Annotated in this window: 18 protein-coding genes; 14 read left to right on the forward strand and 4 right to left on the reverse strand. The window is 49.0% G+C overall.

The genetic code is table 11. The features are described 5' to 3' along the window. The first annotated feature begins 81 nt into the window (after window positions 1-81). The 4 genes from M4D81_RS16910 (at window position 82) to M4D81_RS16925 (ending at window position 5,078) form a co-directional block, all read left to right on the forward strand. The gene (locus M4D81_RS16910; protein WP_260067608.1) at window positions 82-1,029 is read left to right on the forward strand and encodes a hypothetical protein; all 948 of its coding nucleotides are present in this window, start codon (window positions 82-84) and stop codon (window positions 1,027-1,029) included. A gap of 122 nt (window positions 1,030-1,151) precedes the next feature. Continuing rightward, complete coding sequence (locus M4D81_RS16915; RefSeq protein WP_071218209.1) at window positions 1,152-2,705, forward strand: ABC-F family ATP-binding cassette domain-containing protein; 1,554 nt, start codon at window positions 1,152-1,154, stop codon at window positions 2,703-2,705. Between the two features lie 309 nt (window positions 2,706-3,014). Next, on the forward strand, window positions 3,015-3,824 hold the full coding sequence (locus M4D81_RS16920) for an aminoglycoside phosphotransferase family protein (RefSeq protein WP_071218208.1): 810 nt from the start codon (window positions 3,015-3,017) through the stop codon (window positions 3,822-3,824). Between the two features lie 180 nt (window positions 3,825-4,004). Next, window positions 4,005-5,078, forward strand: coding sequence for a ThiF family adenylyltransferase (locus tag M4D81_RS16925; RefSeq protein ID WP_260067609.1), 1,074 nt, complete (start codon window positions 4,005-4,007; stop codon window positions 5,076-5,078). A gap of 89 nt (window positions 5,079-5,167) precedes the next feature. Here the strand turns inward: M4D81_RS16925 and M4D81_RS16930 are convergent, their stop codons facing one another. Further along, window positions 5,168-8,527, reverse strand: a complete 3,360-nt coding sequence (locus tag M4D81_RS16930; protein WP_260067421.1) for a discoidin domain-containing protein — start codon at window positions 8,525-8,527, stop codon at window positions 5,168-5,170. A gap of 227 nt (window positions 8,528-8,754) precedes the next feature. Here M4D81_RS16930 and M4D81_RS16935 point away from each other — a divergent pair, with 227 nt between their 5' ends. After that, the gene (locus M4D81_RS16935; RefSeq protein ID WP_260067422.1) at window positions 8,755-9,477 is read left to right on the forward strand and encodes a response regulator transcription factor; all 723 of its coding nucleotides are present in this window, start codon (window positions 8,755-8,757) and stop codon (window positions 9,475-9,477) included. Window positions 9,478-9,524: 47 nt separating this feature from the next. On the opposite strand, the gene M4D81_RS16940 is transcribed toward M4D81_RS16935, so the two are convergent. Further along, window positions 9,525-10,019: a C40 family peptidase gene (locus tag M4D81_RS16940; protein WP_071218205.1), complete on the reverse strand. Its 495-nt coding sequence runs from the start codon at window positions 10,017-10,019 to the stop codon at window positions 9,525-9,527. Window positions 10,020-10,287: 268 nt separating this feature from the next. After that, window positions 10,288-10,932, reverse strand: a complete 645-nt coding sequence (locus tag M4D81_RS16945; RefSeq protein WP_260067423.1) for a thiamine diphosphokinase — start codon at window positions 10,930-10,932, stop codon at window positions 10,288-10,290. Window positions 10,933-11,068: 136 nt separating this feature from the next. On the opposite strand from M4D81_RS16945, the gene M4D81_RS16950 reads away from it, so the two are divergent. Both M4D81_RS16950 and M4D81_RS16955 read left to right on the forward strand, forming a co-directional pair. Then, window positions 11,069-11,716 (forward strand): trimeric intracellular cation channel family protein, encoded by a 648-nt coding sequence (locus M4D81_RS16950; protein WP_194545140.1) that lies wholly within the window; start codon window positions 11,069-11,071, stop codon window positions 11,714-11,716. Window positions 11,717-11,796: 80 nt separating this feature from the next. Beyond that, entirely contained in the window at window positions 11,797-12,261 is a 465-nt protein-coding gene (locus M4D81_RS16955) for a low molecular weight protein-tyrosine-phosphatase (protein WP_071218203.1), read from the forward strand. A gap of 313 nt (window positions 12,262-12,574) precedes the next feature. Here the strand turns inward: M4D81_RS16955 and M4D81_RS16960 are convergent, their stop codons facing one another. After that, entirely contained in the window at window positions 12,575-13,303 is a 729-nt protein-coding gene (locus tag M4D81_RS16960) for an alpha/beta hydrolase (protein ID WP_260067610.1), read from the reverse strand. Between the two features lie 256 nt (window positions 13,304-13,559). On the opposite strand from M4D81_RS16960, the gene pdhA reads away from it, so the two are divergent. The 7 genes from pdhA (at window position 13,560) to M4D81_RS16995 (ending at window position 21,919) form a co-directional block, all read left to right on the forward strand. Next, window positions 13,560-14,627 (forward strand): pyruvate dehydrogenase (acetyl-transferring) E1 component subunit alpha, encoded by a 1,068-nt coding sequence (gene pdhA, locus M4D81_RS16965; protein ID WP_113056870.1) that lies wholly within the window; start codon window positions 13,560-13,562, stop codon window positions 14,625-14,627. 172 nt (window positions 14,628-14,799) lie between these two features. Next, entirely contained in the window at window positions 14,800-15,777 is a 978-nt protein-coding gene (locus tag M4D81_RS16970) for an alpha-ketoacid dehydrogenase subunit beta (RefSeq protein ID WP_071218200.1), read from the forward strand. A 29-nt stretch (window positions 15,778-15,806) separates the two neighbouring features. Continuing rightward, window positions 15,807-17,126 carry a dihydrolipoamide acetyltransferase family protein gene (locus M4D81_RS16975; protein ID WP_071218199.1) on the forward strand — a complete coding sequence of 440 codons (1,320 nt, stop codon included), beginning with the start codon at window positions 15,807-15,809 and terminating at the stop codon, window positions 17,124-17,126. Window positions 17,127-17,129: 3 nt separating this feature from the next. After that, window positions 17,130-18,545 (forward strand): dihydrolipoyl dehydrogenase, encoded by a 1,416-nt coding sequence (gene lpdA / locus M4D81_RS16980; protein ID WP_009589200.1) that lies wholly within the window; start codon window positions 17,130-17,132, stop codon window positions 18,543-18,545. A 200-nt stretch (window positions 18,546-18,745) separates the two neighbouring features. Continuing rightward, entirely contained in the window at window positions 18,746-19,540 is a 795-nt protein-coding gene (gene thyA / locus M4D81_RS16985; protein ID WP_071218198.1) for a thymidylate synthase, read from the forward strand. A gap of 61 nt (window positions 19,541-19,601) precedes the next feature. Continuing rightward, window positions 19,602-20,090: a dihydrofolate reductase gene (locus tag M4D81_RS16990; RefSeq protein WP_260067424.1), complete on the forward strand. Its 489-nt coding sequence runs from the start codon at window positions 19,602-19,604 to the stop codon at window positions 20,088-20,090. Between the two features lie 341 nt (window positions 20,091-20,431). Beyond that, window positions 20,432-21,919: a glutamate synthase subunit beta gene (locus tag M4D81_RS16995; RefSeq protein WP_260067425.1), complete on the forward strand. Its 1,488-nt coding sequence runs from the start codon at window positions 20,432-20,434 to the stop codon at window positions 21,917-21,919. The last annotated feature ends 103 nt before the right edge of the window (window positions 21,920-22,022 follow it).

The raw sequence follows: 22,022 nt of genomic DNA on the forward strand, positions 1-22,022 counted from the left end.
AGGGGAAAAGGCGGTGATCGTATCAAATCCTTACCTATTTCTATTGATCTTGCCATCGTATTTACCGCCGTGTTTTTCCCCATGTTTATTATTCTGGGCATGCGTGCCGAGAGTTTAGAGGATGTCCGGTACGTAGAAATGAAATACTCGGCTGCTCTGCGTACAGCCGTTCAAGACGGCGGGATGATGCTGAACGATAATGAGACCCAGGACAAAGAGTCGGCATATGATTCTTTGAAATTTATGCGTGCGGATAAAGAACGAGCGCTGGAGTCCTTTTCCCGGACGCTGTACATCAATATGGGGATCGCGGATGATCCGGCTGCGCAGTCTGCTCTGTGGTGGTATATTCCTGCTATCGTTGTTCTGGATTATGACGGGTTTTATATGTATGTTTCACAAACCTTCACCAACGCGTATGGGGAGGAGCTCGTGGAGCACAGATGGACCCCCAAAATTCCTTATGCCTGGAATGATGGCAGGGGCAACAGCATCCAGTTTACATTGGATTCCTTCGTTCAGGTATATGAATCACGTGGAGGCTCTTCCATCTGGCACTCCGGCTATCGGGAGGACCTGAGCGGCAGGACGGGTATAACTTTGCTGGAAGATAAGGATAGGTTTGAACAAGTCAGACGGATCACGATTGTAAATAGCGTTCAAGATCGTCTTGCTTATTACATACAGCGGCACAACCAAGTGGCTCTCCGAAACGGAGTATCCTATACGTTCGCGCTTCCGTTGATATCTCAGGAAGAGTGGGTGAATACGATGGATGACATCGGTATGATGGCGTTCATTCAAGGCATTCCCATGGGCGATCAGTATTATAATAACTATGCCCTTGGAGGAGGCAGACTTGTTAAAGCTCCTGTTTATTTCGGAGGGGTGGATAGCAGGGGGCTCAGATATTATTACCGTGATGTCTGTCAATTCAACTATCGCGTGGAAGAAGTGTTCCCGAGTGCCAAAGATGCAGCGGAAGCAGGATATCAGGAGAAAAGCTGTTCTAATCCCGGTGTCCTCTAATCCCTGAAAGTTATGGTTTCTGCCGGGCTCCATGATGTGATACAATAAACTCTTGACTGTGTATATTTCGCTAAATTAACATGAAATAAGTTCATTTTATACAGACAGGAGTTACTATAGCCATGAGTTTATTGACTGTAGAGAACGTATCACATAATTTCGGGGAACGTACTCTATTTAAGAATGTATCCTTTCGTTTGCTGGCAGGCGAACATGTTGGTTTGGTTGGAGCAAACGGCGTAGGCAAATCAACGCTAATGAATATTTTAACCGGGCAGCTGTTAAAAGACAGCGGCAAGGTGGAGTGGACACCGAAGATCCGGTACGGATACCTGGACCAGCACACCAAGCTGACACCTGGCAAAACGGTTCGCGATGTGTTAAAGGATGCCTTCCTGCCTCTACTGGAGCTGGAAAAAGAAATGATGGAGATCACCAATAAGATGAGTGATGCTTCTCCTGAAGAGTTGGAGCTGCTGCTCGAGCAAATGGGTGAAATTCAGGAGCAGCTGGATATCGGGGATTTCTACATGCTGGACGTAAAGGTTGAGGAGATGGCGAATGGTCTTGGATTATCCGTCATCGGCCTGGATCGCGATGTCGCAACTTTAAGCGGAGGACAGCGTACCAAAGTATTGCTTGCGAAGCTTCTTCTGGAGAAGCCGAATGTACTGTTGCTGGACGAGCCTACCAACTATCTGGATGTTGAGCATATTGATTGGCTCACTCAATATTTGAAGCAGTACCCATATGCTTTCATTTTGATATCCCATGATACGGAGTTTATGAACCAGGTGGTGGATGTGATCTATCATCTGGAATTTGCGAAATTAACTCGCTATACAGCGAACTACGAGAAGTTCCTGGAAATGGCTGATATCAATAAGAACCAGCATATTGATGCTTATGAGAAGCAGCAGGAGTTCATCAAGAAACAGGAAGACTTCATTCAGCGGAACAAGGCTCGTTATTCCACCTCTGGCCGGGCGAAGAGCCGGGAGAAACAGCTGGATCGTATGGAGCGGATTGACCGTCCGGAGGAAGCGGCTAAACCTGTGTTTAACTTCAAGGAAGCCCGTGCCAGCGGTAAAACGGTATTCGAGGGAATCGACTTTGAGATCGGATACGATCGGCCACTGCTCCCCAAAATGAATATCCTGATCGAGCGTGGAGAGAAAATTGCTATTGTAGGCTGTAATGGCGTAGGTAAATCAACGCTGCTGAAGACCATACTCGGCAAAATTCCAGCGCTCTCGGGGAAGACCTATCAAGGGGATTTCCTGGTGCCTGCTTATTTTGAGCAGGAAGTACGTCCAGGGAATATTACGCCGATTGATGATGTGTGGAACGAATTTTCCCATTTGAACCAGCACGAGGTTCGTGCAGCGCTTGCTCGCTGCGGGCTCAAAAACGAGCATATTACACGTCCAATGAAGGCACTTAGCGGCGGAGAGCAAGCCAAGGTCCGTCTGTGTAAACTTCTGATGCGCGAAAGCAACTGGATTCTGTTTGACGAACCGACGAACCACCTTGACGTTGTGGCTAAGGAGGAACTAAGACGTGCTTTGAAAGAATATAAAGGCACGATTCTGCTGGTTTCCCACGAACCTGAGTTTTATGAGGATTGGGTGACCAAGATCTGGAACGTCGAAGATTGGTCCAACCAGAATTCCTGATTCAATTCAGAATTCCCATCCTGCCCTCAGCAGGATATATGAAATGAAAACTTTGATTAGAATGAATGTATTAGTATTTTTATAAGGAGGATGGGCAGATTGCTGCCTGTCCTCCTTTGATATATCCGGTAAGATGGACATTCGGTTTATGGTTTATTTGTGATATGCTAGAAACAACCTGAAATGAACGGAGGAGATGTTGATGGAAGAACTGGACTTATCCATCGGGGCATTATTATATGAAGGGGATTCGCATCCATAGCCCCGTTAACCCGTGTAATTCCCTTCTGAAGGGGAGACGTATTTAAAATGAATTCGGAACATAACTCCAGTCAGGGAGAGGACGTCGTCCTTTCTCCTGAAAAGTCGGTTGTACGGCAGGGCCAGATTGTGTACCGCCCATCAGGACCTTGGACGCCGGCTATACACTCATTGTTGAGGCATCTGAGGCAAACAGGGTTTACGTCGATTCCGGAAATTATAGGCTCTGGATGTAATGAGAATGGCCAAGAGATGTTAAGTTATATCGAAGGCGAATTTGTTCATCCCGGGCCCTGGAGCGACGAAGGCATCATCGAAGTAGGACAATTATTGCGTAAACTTCATGACGCTTCGGCTACATTTAAATCGCAGCCCGGGAGTGTCTGGAAGCCGTGGTTCCTGCGTGAGCTGGGTGACAGCAGACTTGTATACAGCCATGGTGATATTGCACCTTGGAATATGGTTACCCGTGATGGGATGCCAATTGCGTTAATTGACTGGGAATATGCCGGACCTGTACATCCGCTCGTCGAATTAGCCCGTGTGTGCTGGCTCTTTCCGCAGCTGCACGATGATGATGTTGCAGGAAGAGTTGGTCTGCCTGATGTTAATGCCCGTGCAAGGCAGCTCCGTTTATTGGTTGACGCCTATGGCGTCGATCCATCCCTTCGAACGGCTCTGTTTGATATGATCGTTGAGGTGGTCGTTCGGGAAACGGCAGAGGAAGCGATCGAGCTGCAGGTCACGCCGGAATCGGAAGGCCCTCTATGGGGATTGGCCTGGAGGGCGCGGAGTGCAGCCTGGATTCTGCGTCATCGCGGTGTCCTGGAGAAGGCGCTGAATACAAGGTTGTTTTAGGCTGAAATAGTAAACAGCCCATCCACTTCGGGGGATGGGTATTTCTAATCATAGGTTGTCATCTAAAAACTTCGAGAAGTCTTCTCTTATTTAGAAGATTTGCAGATATTGATCGGAGGATAATTCATGTCTCGTTTAAACGATAACAGGGAGGAAGTAAATCGTACGTTGCCTCACTTGATGGCAGCCTCGGAGTCCTCGGACCGCGGGGTAACAGTTCCTATGGAACGAGAGGATCGATATTCTAGGCAAGAGCGGTTTACCCCATTTGGAAAAGAAGGTCAGCTTCGCCTCCGAAAGAGCCATGTGCTCGTTCTTGGTGCCGGGGCGCTGGGAAGCGCCGTAGCGGAAACTTTGGTTCGCGCAGGTGTCGGGCATGTAACCATCGTGGATCGGGATTACGTGGAATGGAGCAATCTGCAGCGTCAGCAGCTGTTTACCGAACAGGACGCGATCGATCGATTGCCGAAGGCCGTAGCAGCGGCTAAACGCTTATCTGCTATTAATTCAGACGTTATCGTGGACGGTATCGTTATGGATGTACGTGCGCAGGAACTGGCAGTACTCAGTCAAGGCGTTGATTTGATGATGGACGCTACCGATAATTTCGGAACCCGGCTAATCCTGAACGACATCGGATTTAAGTATGGAATCCCGTGGATTTACGGAGGCTGCGTCGGAAGCTCAGGCATGAGTTACACATTTTTGCCGGGAGAGACGCCATGCTTGAACTGTCTGCTGGGGACGATTCCCTTGGGTGGTGACACCTGCGACATTAACGGAATTCTTCCGCAAGCGGTACAGATGGTCGCTGCCCATCAAACGATGGAAGCGATGAAGCTTTTATCGGGGCATCGACATGTTCTTAGAAAAAAGATGCTGTCCTTCGATTTGTGGCGTAATGAACGGGTGGAGTTTGGTGTAGACCGAGCGAAAAAATCGGATTGCCCCACATGCGGGGAGCATCCGAAATATCCTTACTTGACGGCGGAACACGCGGATAAAAGCGAAGTGTTGTGCGGTAGGGATACGGTGCAGATCAGGCCAGCCAGACCCCTGCAGCTTCAATTGGACGAAATGGCTGAGCGATTGAACAGGCTTCATCAAGGAAAAGCAACCGTAACGCCGTATATGATCATCTATCAGGTGAATCCACATCGTTTGGTTATATTCCGGGACGGCAGAACCCTGGTGCATGGCACATCGGATATCGCCAAGGCCAGGTCGTTGTATAATCAATACGTAGGCGGTTAATCTGAAACAAACCTAACGTTGTCTATCTAATCCGTCAACATCAAAAGGAGGAGTCGCACAGGACTCCTCCTTTTGATATTTAAGCCGGGTTATTGCACGATTAATTGAAAACCGTTCTGAATGAAAAACAAATCAGGATGAGCGATATTCTGCGTTGTCAGATTGTTAAATGTTGCCGACCCATTGCCCGTATAGGTGTAAATTGCCGCACCTGGATGAGGATTCGAGAATCTGGAGGATGTGACCCCGTCAAGCCCCGTACCGTCAATATGGATGTTGTTAAACACGATGTTCTGAAATCCGCCGCCATAACCAAGCTGAACGGCACTGCGCTGGGTGTTCAGGATATCGATGTTGGTAAACGTGACATTGCGGATCGCATCATTTGACGCTTCCAGATCGATGGCGCCGCGCTCCCCATCGTACAGGTCTTTACTGGTTCCACTCCCAATGATCGTTGTATCGGAGAACAGAATGCCGGTATTGTTCTGGAAATGGTAACCCGGGAACACGGTATTCATTCGAATACCGGAACCGCCTACGGTGTCAACAATCAGGTTGTGAGTAGCCTTATGACCGCTTCCCCCAAAGAATGCGATAGCTGCCGCACGCCAATTATTTTCGATGGTGTTATAGGAGAAGTTGTTGTTAACGCCCGCAGGTGCGCCATTCACGTTACTCGTCCATACGGCGAGACCATCGTCTCCGTTATTACGAATGCTGCTGTTACGTACGGTTGAATGGCTGGTTCCTTGGGCAAAATTAACACCGTCGGCAAGATTATTGCGGATCCGGCTGTTTTCAATGATCAGCCCCTCCGCGATGATGGCTGGGGTGTGCGCATAATCGCCTACCCAAAACCCACACTCAAAATGTTCAACCCACACATTGTGGATTTTGGAGTTGGTGCCGAAGTTATCCATAAATCCCTTGTAGACTGCGTTTTGATTATAACGTGACCACAGATTTGAGTTGAGGTAGATATGGCTGAAATCAAGCTGACCCGCAATCCGAAGTGATATCCCTCCAGAAGCGGCATTCGGATTGGTAAATTGAATATTAGTATGCCAGATGCCTGCCCCTATGATCTTGATGTCATCAATCATATTCCCAACCGAACCGATCTTCCACATGTTGCCCAGAAGGAATGTCCCCTCAGGAATGTATAAGGTTTTGCCGGTTGAAGCGGCAGCCTGCACAGCATCTTCAAACGCCGATAGGTCATCTTGGCCGTCGTTCGGCGTTGCACCGAAATCCGTTACGGATACCGAGTTAGCCGGGCGGGCGATTGCCGCGGGGACCGGCTCGATTTCGATAAAATCAACGCCATATTCCAGGTTATCCGCATTGGATTTCTGAATACGGATTTTGTCACCCGGCTGGAGCGGCGTATCCAGCTTCCAGTGTACTTCATCGAACCGGAAGAGCGGGCGTCCTCCACCTGGGGCGTCTGCAGGATGATCGCTGGAAAAATACTGCCAGCTGTAGTAAGAAGTTAATGGAACGGTTTTTTTCTTCGCACCATTTACATAAACGTCGAGTGAGCCGGTTAATCCCATGCCGTTTGATGAGTCCGGCATCGTATAGCGCATAGTGACGCCGGCTCCGCCCTCACCTGGTCGAACCGTCCACTCCAGATTGGACCCGTTGGAAGGAAGCGCGACATAACGCTGCCCGGATGCTTCCGATGCTGTGAGCGCTTGATCGAATGTCGGTGCCGTCTTCAGCTGGGCCCCGCCGCCGCGTAATGCATCATCCGTATCGTATCGGGTATATGGCATACTGGCACCGCGAGTGGAATATACCGTGAGATTGGCCTGGCTGACGTTGTTCTCCCGTTTGAGGGGTACTTCGTTTGTGTCGGGTGCCACGGTTGTTGTTACTGTAAAGCTGCCATTTGCCGCTGTCCATGTACCCGGAATATGGATAGGAGCAGAGGAACCTGCAGCGAGGGCGCCATCATAACTTCCGGTTAAGGTTTGAATTGTTGAACCGGCCGGATTTTTCAGAGCGACGGATATCGCATGGGATCCGCTTGCCGTGGCTTTGTTGCCCTGGTTCTTAAGATTAACGGTAAAGGCTACTGCGTTCCCTGCGATTGGAGTGGCGGGTGTCCATTGTACAGTTCCTACCAAATCGGAACTTTCAACGGCACCGATGACGAGCGGGGACGCATGCGAATAGCTGTTATTTTCATCATTCTGTTCCATGATTTCATTATCCTCATCAACCTTGGCACTGACGGAATAGGATCCAGCGGCCTTGGTACCGACTTGTAGAGTTACCGTGGTGGAAGCACCTGCCGCGAGCGGAGCTACCGGGGAGGAGCCTGCTTTATCCGCATTTAAGTAATAATTGAGCGTCGTAGCCCCGGCTTCCACGGCCCCAATGTTTTTAACCGTAGCACGGAGTGTAATGTCATCGTTTTCAATCGGAGAAGATGGGGTCCATGACATATCCGTAATGGTCAGGTCCGGATTCTGGGCGGCTGTGCCGTAAACTTCGAATTCCGCAATCTGCCCGGCCGGTGCGCCGGTATTGGACGTTATGTTTAATTGAAGACGTTTCACGGTTGCCGTTACGGGAATCGTCACAAAGTTGCCGGACGCGGGGTTGAACGTATAGGACTGCGTCGATACCAAATTGCTAAAATTTGTTGTGCTCTGATCATGTCCGAGCACTTGTATGGTTTGCGTGCGCGTGCTCCATGCCGGAGAAGGATTCAGCTTCAGTACGATGGAGGTGATATCGTGATTCGTTCCCAAGTCGAGCGTCAGGGTGCTTGGATTGCTTCCGCCTTCCCAGTAGGTTTGGATGTCGTTGTCGTTAGCTTGGGTTGCAGTGTACGTAAAGGTGCTTGAGGAGGCGGTAATCGGTTTGCCGCTGGCGATATTGTTTCCCGTTGGAGGCGTTGGCGGGGAGACCGGGGAGACCGATGGTCCATAAATCTCGAACTCAGACAGCTGCGCAGCCGGCCACGTCGTGTTGCTGGTTACGGTCAGGCGAACATATCTCGTGCTCGCTTCATCAAAACGGATGGTCACCGAGTTTCCTGATGTAGAGGGGTTAAATTCAAAGTCGGCCGAGTCCGCCAAATTGGAGAATGTCGAACCGTTCGAGCTGCCTTGTACGGTTAGCGTTTGTGTCCGAGACTCCCAGGTGGCAGGAAGTTTAAGAACGACCCGGTTGATGCTGGTGTCAGCGCCAAGATCGATTTGAATCCACTGCGGAAACGCATGATTGGTGCTTTCCCAGTACGAACCCTGATTGCCATCGATAACGTTAGCTGGCCCGTAGGTTTGGGATTGACCGCTTGCTGTTACGGCTTTGCCAAGCGAGAGGTTGGTTTCGGCTGCTGCCGAAACCGGGGTTGGCGGCACTGCGGCACTGCATACGATAGATATCAGCATAGCCATGACAAGAGGCCATACCACGAGTTTGTTGCGCATGTTATTTTCCTCCTCCAGAGTGTTCACTCGATACTTTTCGATTAAATGAGCTAATCGGCGAAAATATCCCCCTTTCCTAATCCTTTATCCCATTATAAAAATAGCGCTGCTTCGGAGATAAGATGTATTACTACGGAAAACGTGCGTGATCCGAGCATCTTTTGGAGTGAAAGCAGGATGAAACAGCCATACTTACATTATTAAGCGTTGAAAGCGGGGGGGAACCCGTGGAGAAAGTAATACTGATCGCGGCAGATCATCAAGATCGGGTCCAGAGCGTTATGAAGATATTGGAACAAGCGGGCTATAAGGTTAAACATGTCATGAATTATTCGGAAGTGGTCGCCGTTTTGCAGCGTTCAGGCGCAGACCTGCTGCTTATCGACAGCAGATTGCCGGGTATGAGTGAATTCAATCTCGTGGAGCGATTGACGGGCAAAAGGGAACAGATCCCGATCATCATCATCGGAAATGACGGTTCTGATGAAGCCATTCAGGCATTGGAGGCAGGTGCCCATGACTACATCCCTAATGATAGAGATACAAGGGAGCTGTTGGCGCGTATTGCCAATTTACTGAAACTATTTCAGACTGGTCGCATGGAACAAGAAGAAGTCATCCGAATCGGAGATCTGGTGATCGATCCTCTGAGCCGGAATGTATCCCGAGCAGAGGAAGCGATTGAGCTGACTCATCGCGAATATGATCTGCTGTTGTTTTTGGCTAGAAGGCAGGGGCAGGTATGCACGCGTGAGGATATATTAAAACAGGTGTGGGATTACGATTTTCATACGGGCACCAATGTGGTAGATGTTTATATTCTTCATCTGAGAGAAAAAATCGATCGAGGACGCAAACAAAAGCTGCTGCGAACGATTCGGGGAACCGGATATAAACTGCTATCGGAGGAAGAAATCAATGCTGCAAGCAAAAAAGACCGCCTTCCGTGAGAGGAAGACGGTCTTTGATATAAAACCATATTAACAATGGAGTTAAACTACAGTACGCGACGAGCTTTCAGGTAAGTTTTGCTCCAGTTGCCAGACAGGCTGGAGATGGTTACGCCAGGCTTGCCGTAGGTGTGCAAAATTTTGTTGTTACCCATATATACGGCAACGTGAGTCACGTTTCGACCATTTGCACGGCTTCCGCTCGAGAAGAATACCAAATCGCCGGCTCTCAGGTTCGATTTCGATACCGCTTTACCCACTTTGGATTGAGCAGCAGATGTACGAGGCAGATTCACACCGTATTTTTTGAAGATATGCTTCATAAAGGAAGAGCAATCAAATACTCTTGTAGTGGATGTAGATGCTCCGAATTTATAAGGTGTTCCCATATATTGTTTACCGAAGTTAACGACTCGAGTTCCTGTGCTTACCGATGCTGCTTCTACAGGAGCCGGTGGTGCAACAGTAAGAACTGCTCCTACACCCAAAGTTGCGCTCAAGCTGATTACTACGGCCTTCTTAATCCAATGCTGTCGATTCATGTTGTTATTACCTCCAAGCAGTTTTGTTTTTTGCGATGAACCGAGTATATCAGATTTGAAACCGACTATATTTTGGTTAATCGGCGCAAACCCTTGGGCCGCATGAAATGAAAGCGGATTATTAAAATATCATTAAAAGTTACAAAATATTAAGAAATGGGTGCGAACAATGAGTTGTGAATGAGAAAAAACCCTTGATATACAAGGGTTTTTAACGATGGATTTGATTGTTAACATTACCGTATCAAAGATGACAAAATAGTAACGATTAGCGGTCCTTACTCTGAATAATAAGGAGCAGACCGCCTTCGATCCGGACCGTCCCTTTGTCCTCAGCCAGCTTATTGCTGACTCCTAAGGACTGCCCCAATCGCAATGTGGCGTCGTGGAGCGGGTACTCGAATCCTTCGAGATTAATCCCGGTCACTTCCGTTGTCAGCGGCAGCAGGGAGACATATGTAAACCCTTTGTTCTCGACAATGCAGCTGGAGCCTGTCAGGGTAATAAAATTGTTCTCATCTAATATAGAACACGGAATATGATGTTGGAGTCCGCGAATCAGCATGTGGATATTAGCCAGTGTGTGATCGAGGCGTGTTCCCGTTGCTCCCAGAATCATGATGGATTCGGGGGAATGCTCCAGTGCCAGCTCGAAGGCGAGCTCGGTGTCGGTTAAATTTTTATCGATCGGATCACAGTCAATCACCTTGCCGCTCATGGAGCGTACTCGATCCATCTGTTCTGGCGGTATGGAGTCGAAATCTCCAACGGACAGGTCAGGTTTGATCCCATGTTCAATCAGATAGAGGGCTCCGCGATCAGCCCCTATAATGAAGTCCCCGTTTTGAACCTCATCCAGGAATCGTGGTGACAACTCCCCACCTGTAAAGATCAGGACGCGAGTATGCTTCATTATAATTCCTCCTTTTTCGAGAGAATTGTCATTGTATTCTAGTATAGAGCAGTTTTCATGCTTGCACAATTTTAATAGGCACGGCTACAATGTAGTATGTAAATTGACGGGGGAGCGGGGGAACTGAATTTTGGACATGCATGTGTTTGACGTATTCAGTATCATTGGCACCATTGCGTTTGCCATGTCCGGAGCTTTTGTAGCTATGGAAGAGGAATACGATATTCTGGGGGTTGTGGTATTAGGTTTAGTAACAGCCTTCGGCGGGGGTATTATAAGAAACGTACTGATCGGCGTGCCGGTTACCACCTTGTGGGGACAGGGCGATTTAATCATGCTCGCGATGATTTCAGTATTTGTAGCGTTTGTGCTGCCGCTCGGCTTGATTCAGCACTGGAAGAAAACGGAGGCGCTGTTCGATGCGATCGGACTATCTGCCTTTGCGATTCAAGGGGCTCTATATGCTACGCAAATGAATCACCCCATGAGCGCGGTGATTGTGGCTGCTGTGCTTACCGGAAGCGGCGGGGGAATGGTCCGCGATTTATTGGCAGGGCGGAAGCCGCTGGTGCTCCGTGATGAGATCTATGCGGTGTGGGCCATGATAGCAGGGGTCGCCATTGGCCTTGGCGTGGCCACCAAGACTTGGGAGCTGCTTACTCTGTTTGTAGTGGTGATTGTATTCCGGATGCTGTCCGTGCTTTATAAATGGAGACTGCCCAGAAGGTCGCTGCACGAAGGCCATCCTACAGCAGCCAGTGGAAAAAAAGTCAGTTCAGGTTAATGGATGGTAGGTAACGTCATTCATGAATTAGAATTTCCTCGTGAAATGACGATGAATTATAGCGTGAAGGAGAGAGGATTATGGTATCCGTCTTGTTTGTATGTTTGGGCAATATCTGCCGCTCGCCGATGGCGGAAGCAGTGCTGCGACATAAAATTGAACAGCGTGGACTACAGGATAAGATCAGCGTGGATTCTGCCGGCACAGGAGATTGGCATATCGGAAGCGTGCCCCATGAAGGAACCCGAAAGCTGCTGGACAGCTGGCAAATCAGCTACGAAGGAATGGTCGCCCGCAAAGTGGTAAGCCAGGACCTCGTCAAGTTCGATTACGTTATCGGCATGGATGATTCGAATGTGACGAATTTGCGTAAGCTAGCGGGAGGCGACCAGGCCGCGATTCTGAAGTTTATGGATTTGCTGCCTGATGAAAAGCTGCGTGAGGTGCCGGATCCGTATTTCACTGGAAATTTTGATGAAGTGTACCGTCTTATTGATGCGGGGTGTGACATCTTACTGGACAAAATCATGAAAGAAAAGCTATAATCGATTCGAACAAGCGGTGAGTCAACCGCTTTTTTGACGAGAATAATTGAAAGCGATACCAAGAAGAACGGGCTGCTGAACATAAAAGATGAACAATGCACATTCCAGAAAAAATGCGCGGTTGTTCATCTTTTTTTGAAGTGAAGCAATAGGAGCGCATAGCTTGCGCTTCCTGTTGCATCAAAGGTATTCTTTTTTGCCAACTGCTTTAAAGCGTAAAGCGTAAAGCGTAAAAAGTCCCCAGTGGGACAGGCTATGAACTTTGCTGTAACAGGTCATTTATATAAGCCAACGGATTTTGCCAATCAATCGATTAATCCAGGAAGTACATAAGAGCAGCAGGGAGCTCTTTTTGCCAGAATCCCCAAAGGTGACGGCCGTCTTTTTCAAGATAGGATATTGTGGCACCCCGTTCTTCCAGCAACGCCTTTGTTGAACGATTCAATTCAACGAAGTTATAGACACCTGTATCGGTTGCGTAGTTGTCTTCTTGCAAGCCTACAATCATATAGATGTCGAGCCAGGACAAATCCTTCTCTTCTCTGATCATAGCCTGGGACTTCTCATAGAAGGCGCCGGACAAGCTGATGATTCGGGTGAAGAGATGCGGGTAACGCAAGGCTAGATGCACGGATACGCTTCCGCCAAGGGAGTCGCCGGCGAGTACTCTTTCGGCAGGCTCTTTGCGCACAGGATATTTTTGTTCGACGAAGGGAATAATCTCTTCGGCGAAGCAGGATAGGTAAGCGTCGAACCTGTTGCCGAATGGCGCGTACTCCTCGGTGCGAACCTTGGTGTTTACTTCCACGCCTACAATGATGAACGGCTCCACGCCTTCTTCGAGAATGAGCTGGTTGGCCCAAGTCGCGATACGACCAAAATTGAAGAATTCCTCTCCATCCTGGCAGTACACGACGGGATAGCTGAGAATTTCATTGTATCCGGGAGGAAGGTAGATGCGCAGCGTTCGATTCTCCTGCAGAAACTGGCTTTCAATCACTTCTTTTACGATGGTTCGCTTCAATAAACGTTCATTCGTCATCATTCGTCACCTTTTTCGGGTTAGTTTTTGAAATGCGGTAAACAATAAGTTAAAATTACCCTGACATGTTGAAGTTGGCTGCTGTTCTATGATGTTTGTCATACTGTTATAGTATTATCCACAAACTGTTATACATACAAACGTTAAGAAATGTGAAATTTTATCCCGTATTTCTTTGACGAATGGAGTAAAACAGGTGTATAATAATTCTATAACAGCGGAACTTGATATTCAAATATTTATTGAGGTGAAAAAAATGACCAAGGTTCCTTATGAAGTATATACCGAGGAAGTCGATACTCTATCTGTACTTTCCCCGGATGGCAAAATCGTAAACAAAGATCTTCTGCCTGAATTGTCAGACGATCAACTGAAAGAAATTATGTACCGTATGGTATTTACCCGTACTTGGGACGACCGTGCCGTAAATCTCGGCCGCCAAGGACGTCTCGGTTTCTATGCTCCTGTATCCGGTCAAGAAGCAACGATGGTAGGTAGCGAATTCGCGCTTGAGAAAGACGACTTTGTCTGCCCGGGCTACCGTGATATGCCGCAAATCGTATGGCATGGACTTCCGCTTTATCAAGCATTCCTCTATTCCCGCGGACATCAGCATGGCGGACAAATTCCGGAGGGTGTTAACGTATTGATGCCTCAGATCATCATTGGCGCGCAAATCTTGCATGCTATGGGTATCGCTATGGGTTACAAACTAAAGAAGCAAAAACAAGTGGTTATTACGTATACCGGTGACGGCGGCTCTTCCGAAGGCGATTTCTACGAAGGCTTGAACTATGCAGGCGTGTACAAACTGCCGGTTATCTTCTTCGTGCAAAACAACGGCTATGCCATCACGACTCCATTCTCCAAGCAGACTGCAGCATTGTCGATCGCACATAAAGCTGTAGCAGCTGGTATCAAGGGTGTTAAGGTTGACGGCATGGACGTCCTCGCTGTGATCAAGGCCGTTCGTGATGCTGCAGAACGCGGCCGCAATGGCGAAGGCGCAACGCTTATCGAAGCTGTGACATACCGTTTCCGTCCGCATTCCCTGTCTGACGACGCTTCGAAATATCGTACGAAGGAAGAAGAGGGCGAGTGGAACGAGAAGGATCCGATCGCACGTCTTGCGAAGTACCTGGAAGCAAAAGGCCTCTGGACAGAGGAAGATACAGCTCGCGTGAAAGAAGAAGCGAAAGCGAAAGTCAACGAGCAAATTAAAAAAGCAGAACAAACGGAAAAAATGACAGTACCTGGTTTGATCGACAGCATGTTCGAGCAAACGCCGAAGCATCTGGAAGAGCAGAAAGCTGATTTCCAATGAAAATGACGGCCGATGATTGTCAAAGGTTTGATCCTGGATAATCATCTGGTTTGATCCTGGATAATCATCTGGTTTTGTCATGGCGGCATCAGGTCGGTTTTTGAACGTTTTGACATCGATATATACACTGGAATTTTTAGTGAACTGTATTTCTTAAGGAGGAAATGAAGCAATGGCACAAATGAACATGAAAGAAGCGATTCGCGACGCCATGCGCGTTGAATTGAGCCGTGACCCTAACGTTGTCATCTTCGGTGAAGACGTAGGTAATGTCGGCGGTGTTTTCCGGGTAACGGAAGGCCTTCAAAAAGAATTCGGGGAAGAGCGCGTATTCGATACGCCGCTGGCTGAGTCCGCTATCGGCGGTTTGGCAGTAGGTCTCGGTATTCAAGGCTTCCGTCCGATCGCTGAAATTCAATTCGTTGGATTTATCTTTGAAGCGCTTGACCAAATCGTCGTTCAAGCAGCGCGTATGCGTTACCGTTCCGGTGGACGTTACAACTCCCCGATCGTATTCCGTACGCCATTCGGCGGCGGGGTTAAAGCGGCTGAGCTGCACACCGATGCACTCGAAGGTTTGATCACGCAGACCCCGGGTATTAAAGTTGTAGTACCTTCCAATCCTTATGATGCAAAAGGACTCATGATCGCAGCAATTCGCGACAATGACCCTGTGTTCTTCATGGAGCACTTGAACCTGTATCATGCGTTCCGCGCTGAAGTTCCTGAAGGTGATTACACGGTTGAGCTTGGTAAAGCTAACGTGGTTCGCGAAGGAACCGACGTCACGATTATCGCTTACGGTTTGATGGTTCACACCGCAACGAAAGCGGCGGACGAACTTGAGAAGAACGGAATCAAAGCGGAAATCATCGACTTGCGCACGATCTCTCCAATCGACATCGATACCGTGCTTGCTTCGGTCAAGAAAACCAACCGTGCCATCGTGGTTCAAGAAGCGCAAAAGTCTGCAGGCGTAGCCGCAGAAGTTATCGCTCAAATCAACGAGAAAGCGATTCTGCACCTGGAAGCTCCAGTGCTTCGCGTGACTCCGCCGGATACCGTGTATCCATTCGCGCAAATCGAGGACACTTGGTTGCCTACTCCAGCACGTATTGTGGATGCCGTCAATAAAGTAATGAATTTCTAATAGCAGCAATTTCTAGGGAGGTTTTTCAGTTGGCAAAATTTGAATATCGTTTTCCAGAGCTGGGTGAAGGTCTGCATGAAGGTGAAATCATCAAAATGCATATCAAGCCAGGCGACAAAGTAACAGACGACGACATCATCATGGAAGTACAGAACGACAAGGCGGTCGTAGAAGTTCCTTGTCCCGTGAACGGTACGGTTCAAGAAGTTTTTGCCAAGGATGGTCAAGTATGCCGTGTCGGTGAAGTGGTAGCTATCATCGATGCTGAAGGCGACATTCCTGAGCAAGAAGCTCCTGCTGAAGAGCAGTCTGCACAAGAAGCTGATGCAGCTAAAGGCAGCGCGGATACAACTTCTTCCCCTGCCCAAGATGCACCAGCTGACGCTAAACAAGGCGGAAACGGTGGAGCAGCTGCACCAGCAGCGCCTAACCGTGAAGTTCTGGCTACGCCAAGCGTGCGTAAATTCGCTCGCGAGCAAGGCGTAGACATTGCACAAGTGCAGGGCTCCGGCAACAACGGTAAAGTGACTCGCGACGATGTTGAAGCCTTCAAGAACGGTGGAGGCCAAGCAGCGGCTCCTGCGCAAGAAGCAGCTTCCGAAGCGAAAGCAGCTCCTGCAGCAGCATCCGCAGCGGTGGACACTCGTGCAGAAGAAGAGCGCGTACCATTCAAAGGTATCCGTAAAGCGATCTCGAACGCCATGGTTAAATCGGCTTACACAGCTCCTCACGTTACGATCATGGACGAAGTGGACGTAACCGAGCTGGTAGCGTTCCGTACCCGCATGAAACCGATCGCTGAGAAGAAAGGCACGAAAGTTACGTATCTGCCATTCATCGTTAAAGCACTCGTTGCGGCTAGCCGTCAGTTCCCGGCTTTGAATGCGATGATCGACGAAGAAGCGAACGAAATCGTGTACAAAAAATACTACAACATCGGTATCGCTACGGATACAGACAACGGTCTGATCGTACCGGTTATCAAAGATGCGGATCGTAAGAGCATCTGGATGATCGCTGACAGCATCCGTGATCTGGCTGCTCGCGGCCGTGAAGGCAAACTGTCTCCTAACGAAATGAAGGGCAGCACGATTTCCATCACGAACATCGGATCCGCAGGCGGCATGTTCTTTACGCCAATCATTAACTTCCCAGAGGTTGCTATTCTCGGTACCGGCCGCATCAGCGAAAAGGCGGTTGTGAAGAACGGCGAGATTGTAGCAGCACCTGTTATGGCATTGTCCTTGAGCTTTGACCACCGTATCATCGACGGCGCAACGGCTCAAAACTTTATGAACTATATTAAACAACTGCTCGCTAACCCTGAGCTGCTTGTTATGGAGGTGTAACTAATGGTAGTTGGAGATGCTTCTTTAGATATTGATACTCTAGTCATTGGTGCTGGTCCTGGTGGTTATGTGGCGGCGATTCGTGCCGCCCAACTGGGTCAAAAGGTTCTGATCGTTGATAAATCGGAACTCGGCGGTGTTTGCTTGAACCGTGGTTGTATTCCTTCCAAGGCATTGATCGCTGCAGCTCATCAGTTCGAGTCCGCTAAGCATGCCGATGCATTCGGTATTTCCGTGGAGAACGTAACGGTTGATTTCGCGAAAACACAGGAATTCAAAAACGGCGTTGTCAAAAAAATGACTGGCGGCGTAGCCGGTTTGCTGAAAGGCAACAAAGTGGAAGTGTTCAACGGCGAGTGCATGTTCATCAACGAAAACGAAGCGCGTGTATTCAATGATCATGAATCACCGCGTTACCGCTTCAAGAACTGCATCATTGCTACAGGTTCCCGTCCAATCGAACTGAAGCCATTCCCGTTTGGCGGACGTATCCTGTCTTCTACCGAAGCATTGAACCTGCCTGAGGTACCGAAGAGCATGATCGTAATCGGTGGCGGCTACATCGGTGCCGAGCTTGGTCAAATGTACTCCAAATTCGGTTCGAAAGTAACGATCATCGAAGGTCTGGACAGCGTGTTGGCTGGCTTTGACAAAGACATGACAAGCCTCGTTACGAAAAACATGAAGAAAACCGGTATCGAAATTATCACAGGTGCTAAAGCTGAAAGTGCCGAGCAAAACGATAAAGAAGTTACCGTGAAATACTCCGTGAATGGCGAAACCAAAGAAGTAACAGCAGATTACCTGCTGGTTACGGTTGGCCGTCGTCCGAACACGGACGGAGAGCTTGGCCTGGATCTGATCGGCCTCGATATGGATGAGCGCGGGTTCGTGAAAGTCGACCATCAAGGACGCACAAGCATTCCTCATATTTTCGCGATCGGGGATATCGTATCCGGTCTGGCGCTTGCACACAAAGCTTCTTACGAAGGTAAAGTGGCTGCTGAGGCCATTTCCGGAATGCCGTCCGTCGTGGATTACAAATGTATTCCAGCCGTTGTGTTTACGGATCCAGAATGCTCCAGCGTAGGTTACACCGAAGCTCAAGCGAAGGAAAAAGGCCATAAAGTGAAAGCAGGCAAATTCCCTTACGCAGGTAACGGACGTTCCGTATCCTTGAACCATCCGGAAGGCTTCGTGAAGATCGTAGCTGAAGAAGGAACAGGACTTATTCTCGGAGCGCAAATCGTAGGTCTGGAAGCTTCCAACCTGATTGCAGAGCTCGGTCTTGCTATTGAGATGGGCGCTACGCTTGAAGATGTAGCCTTGACCATCCATGCGCATCCGACGCTTGGCGAAATCGTAATGGAAGCTGCGGAATTGGTTATGGGTCATCCGATTCACATCATCGCCCGTTAATCCAAACGACGTTCGTTTTTTCGAGTCATTATATATTCGGCCAGGAGGCAGAGAACGCGCAGGCGATTTCTGCCTCCTGTTTTTTTATGTGGATGCCGCAAGCGATATCCGGCCTCTTTCGGCAGGGTTATTTTAAGCATCCCAATCATTCCACGAACATGGTAGACTGTTGATATGAGATTCTAGTGAGGTGACTATACATGAAACAATACTTGGAGCTGCTGCAAGACATTCTTGATCATGGCGTAGAGAAAGGGGACCGCACGGGGACGGGAACGTTATCCGTATTTGGAAGACAGCTGCGGTTTGACCTTTCTAAAGGCTTTCCTCTGATGACAACCAAGCGGATTCACTTAAAATCGGTGATACACGAGCTTCTGTGGTTCTTAAGCGGGGAGACGAATATCCGGTATCTAAAAGAGAACGGCGTGCGGATATGGGACGAATGGGCAGATGAGAACGGCGATTTGGGACCGGTCTACGGCTCGCAGTGGCGAGCGTGGGAAACGCCGGATGGACGCCATATCGACCAGATTGCCAACGTCATCGATTCGATTAAAAACAATCCCGACTCCCGGCGGCATATCGTCAGTGCCTGGAACGTGGCAGAGATCGACAACATGAAGCTGCCTCCATGCCATTTTGTATTCCAATTCTACGTGGCGGGTGGGAAGCTCTCCTGCATGCTTACCATGCGTTCCGTGGACAGCTTCCTCGGGCTACCGTTCAACATTGCGAGTTATGCACTGCTTACCCATATGGTTGCCCAGCAGTGCGGCCTGGAGCCAGGTGAATTCATCTGGTCCGGTGGCGACGTCCATATCTATTCCAATCATATGGAACAGGTCAGAACGCAGCTTGAACGCGAGCCTTATGAGCTGCCGAAGCTGGTCATCAAGCGCAAGCCGGAGAGCATCTTTGATTATACATTCGAAGATTTTGAATTTGAGGGTTACCAGTATCATCCAACCATTAAAGCGACCGTAGCTGTGTAAATAAACAAGTGGTACCGATATTCGGCGCAATCCATTTGTACAAGGAAGGAGTGACGGTGTAATGATATCGATGATTTGGGCAATGGGCAAGGACCAGGTAATCGGGCTGAACGGCACCATGCCGTGGCGATTGCCGCGTGATATGGCCTTCTTCAAGGAGACGACCCTGCACAAAACGATTCTGATGGGGCGCAAGACCTGGGAGTCCTTTGGCAGCAAACCTCTGCCTCACCGAAAGAATATCGTGCTGACGAGAGACCGAAGTTTCACGCTGACGGACGATCAGGGCATCGTGATCCATGATATAGATGAAGCCCTTCCCTACGCGGAGAACGCAGAGATGATGGTGATCGGCGGATCCCAGATTTATGAATTGATGCTTCCGAAAGCGGATCGGTTGTACTGCACGTTTATTGATGAAACTTTTGAAGGGGATACGTTCTTCCCTGAAGTGAACTGGGACGAATGGAAAATTATCGAAGAAGTTCCCGGCATAACGGATAAAAAGAACCCGTATGCCTACCGGTTTGTTACGTTCGAACGAAAATAAAGAGCTTGATGACGAGCTTTGAAGGGATAGACATACTCCAATCCATCCATGTTGACAATGTTTTGTTAGTAGGATAATACAAATGATCATGCATATAGTCCATTTAACAGGAGAAAAGCGAAATGCTACTATATTTTTAATGTTTATACAAATCGCTGCTTAAATAGCCGCTAATCATGGGGATTCATGCTCTGATAAAAAATTTTTTAGCATAAATAGAAAAAATAAATCAGACTGAAACCTGTTTCTTGGGTCATCTGAAGATCGATGTCGGATGATTTATGATATGATAAATTGTACATGGTAACCAGCATGGATAGAACGGATGGGGGTAAAGCAGTATGTCTACACCAACAGGATTTATGGAATATCAGCGCCAGCTTCCGGCAGATCGGAGCCCGGCCGAACGAGTTAAAGACTGGGAAGAGTTTCATAAACATTTAGAAGAAGAAGAGCTCCAGACCCAGGGAGCACGCTGCATGGACTGCGGTACGCCATACTGCCATACAGGAATCGATATGCTCGGCGGCACTTCGGGCTGCCCGATTCATAATCTGATTCCGGAATGGAACAATCTTGTATATCGGGGCTTGTGGAGAGAAGCCTTGGAGCGTCTCCACAAAACAAACAACTTCCCTGAGTTTACCGGACGCGTATGTCCTGCTCCTTGTGAGGGTTCCTGCACCGTCGGTTTGATTGGGGAGCCGGTCACGATAAAATCCATCGAGCAAGCGATCATCGACAAGGGCTTTGAAGAAGGCTGGGTCGTTCCCGAGCCGCCGGCGAAGCGTACGGGACGCCGCGTAGCCGTTGTCGGTTCTGGTCCGGCTGGGCTGGCTGCGGCTGCTCAACTGAACAAAGCAGGCCATTCCGTAACCGTCTATGAACGTGCCGACCGTATCGGCGGATTGTTGACTTACGGGATTCCATCCATGAAGCTGGACAAGGGTATTGTTCAGCGCCGTGTAGATTTGCTCGCAGCGGAAGGCGTCGAATTCGTTGTCAACACCGAGATTGGCAAAGACATTCCCGCCAAGCAGCTGATGGAAGACTACGATGCCGTCGTACTGTGCGGCGGCGCAACAAAACCGCGTGAATTCAATATTGAGGGAAGTGACCTCAAGGGCATTCATTATGCGATGGACTATCTGAACGGAACCATCAAGAGCCTGCTGGATTCGGGTCTCGAGGACGGCAACTACTTGTCGGCAAAAGACAAGGACGTTATTGTCATCGGCGGCGGCGACACCGGCTCTGACTGCGTCGCAACAGCGCTTCGTCACGGCTGCAGCAGTGTTACCCAGTTCGGCACGCATAAACAGGCTCCGCTGCAGCGTGATCCGATTGCGAACCCTTGGCCGCAGTTCCCGAACGTGTACACGCTCGATTATGCACACGAGGAGGCCAAAGCGCTGTTTGGCAGCGATCCACGCGAATTCTCCATTATGACCACGAAATTTGTCGGGGATGAAGAGGGTAATCTGAAGGAGCTTCATACCGTTCAAATCGAGCGTATTGTAGACGAAACCGGCCGTAAAGTGTATCAACCGATTCCGGGCACGGAGAAAGTATTTCCTGCTCAAATGGCGTTCATTGCCATCGGTTTTGACGGACCGGAGCATACGCTGGTCGAGCAGCTTGGACTTGAAACGGATCGCCGTTCCAATGTGAAAGCACCGTATGGCAAATATACGACCAATGTGGATAAAGTATTTGCCGCCGGAGACATGCGCCGCGGACAAAGCCTCGTGGTATGGGCCATCAACGAAGGCCGCGAGGCGGCGCGCGAGGTAGACAAATATTTGATGGGTGCGACCGTACTGGTTTAATCCTTCTCCTAAATATGCTATCATATGAATAGTAGTTAAAAGGACTTCGCGAGAGCGAAGTCCTTTTTGGAGTTAGCCTCCGCGCCAGGCTGCTCATCGGGGA

Origin of the sequence: Paenibacillus sp. p3-SID867 (assembly GCF_025142895.1) — a bacterium.
In the GTDB taxonomy this organism is placed as follows: Bacteria; Bacillota; Bacilli; order Paenibacillales; family Paenibacillaceae; genus Paenibacillus_AQ.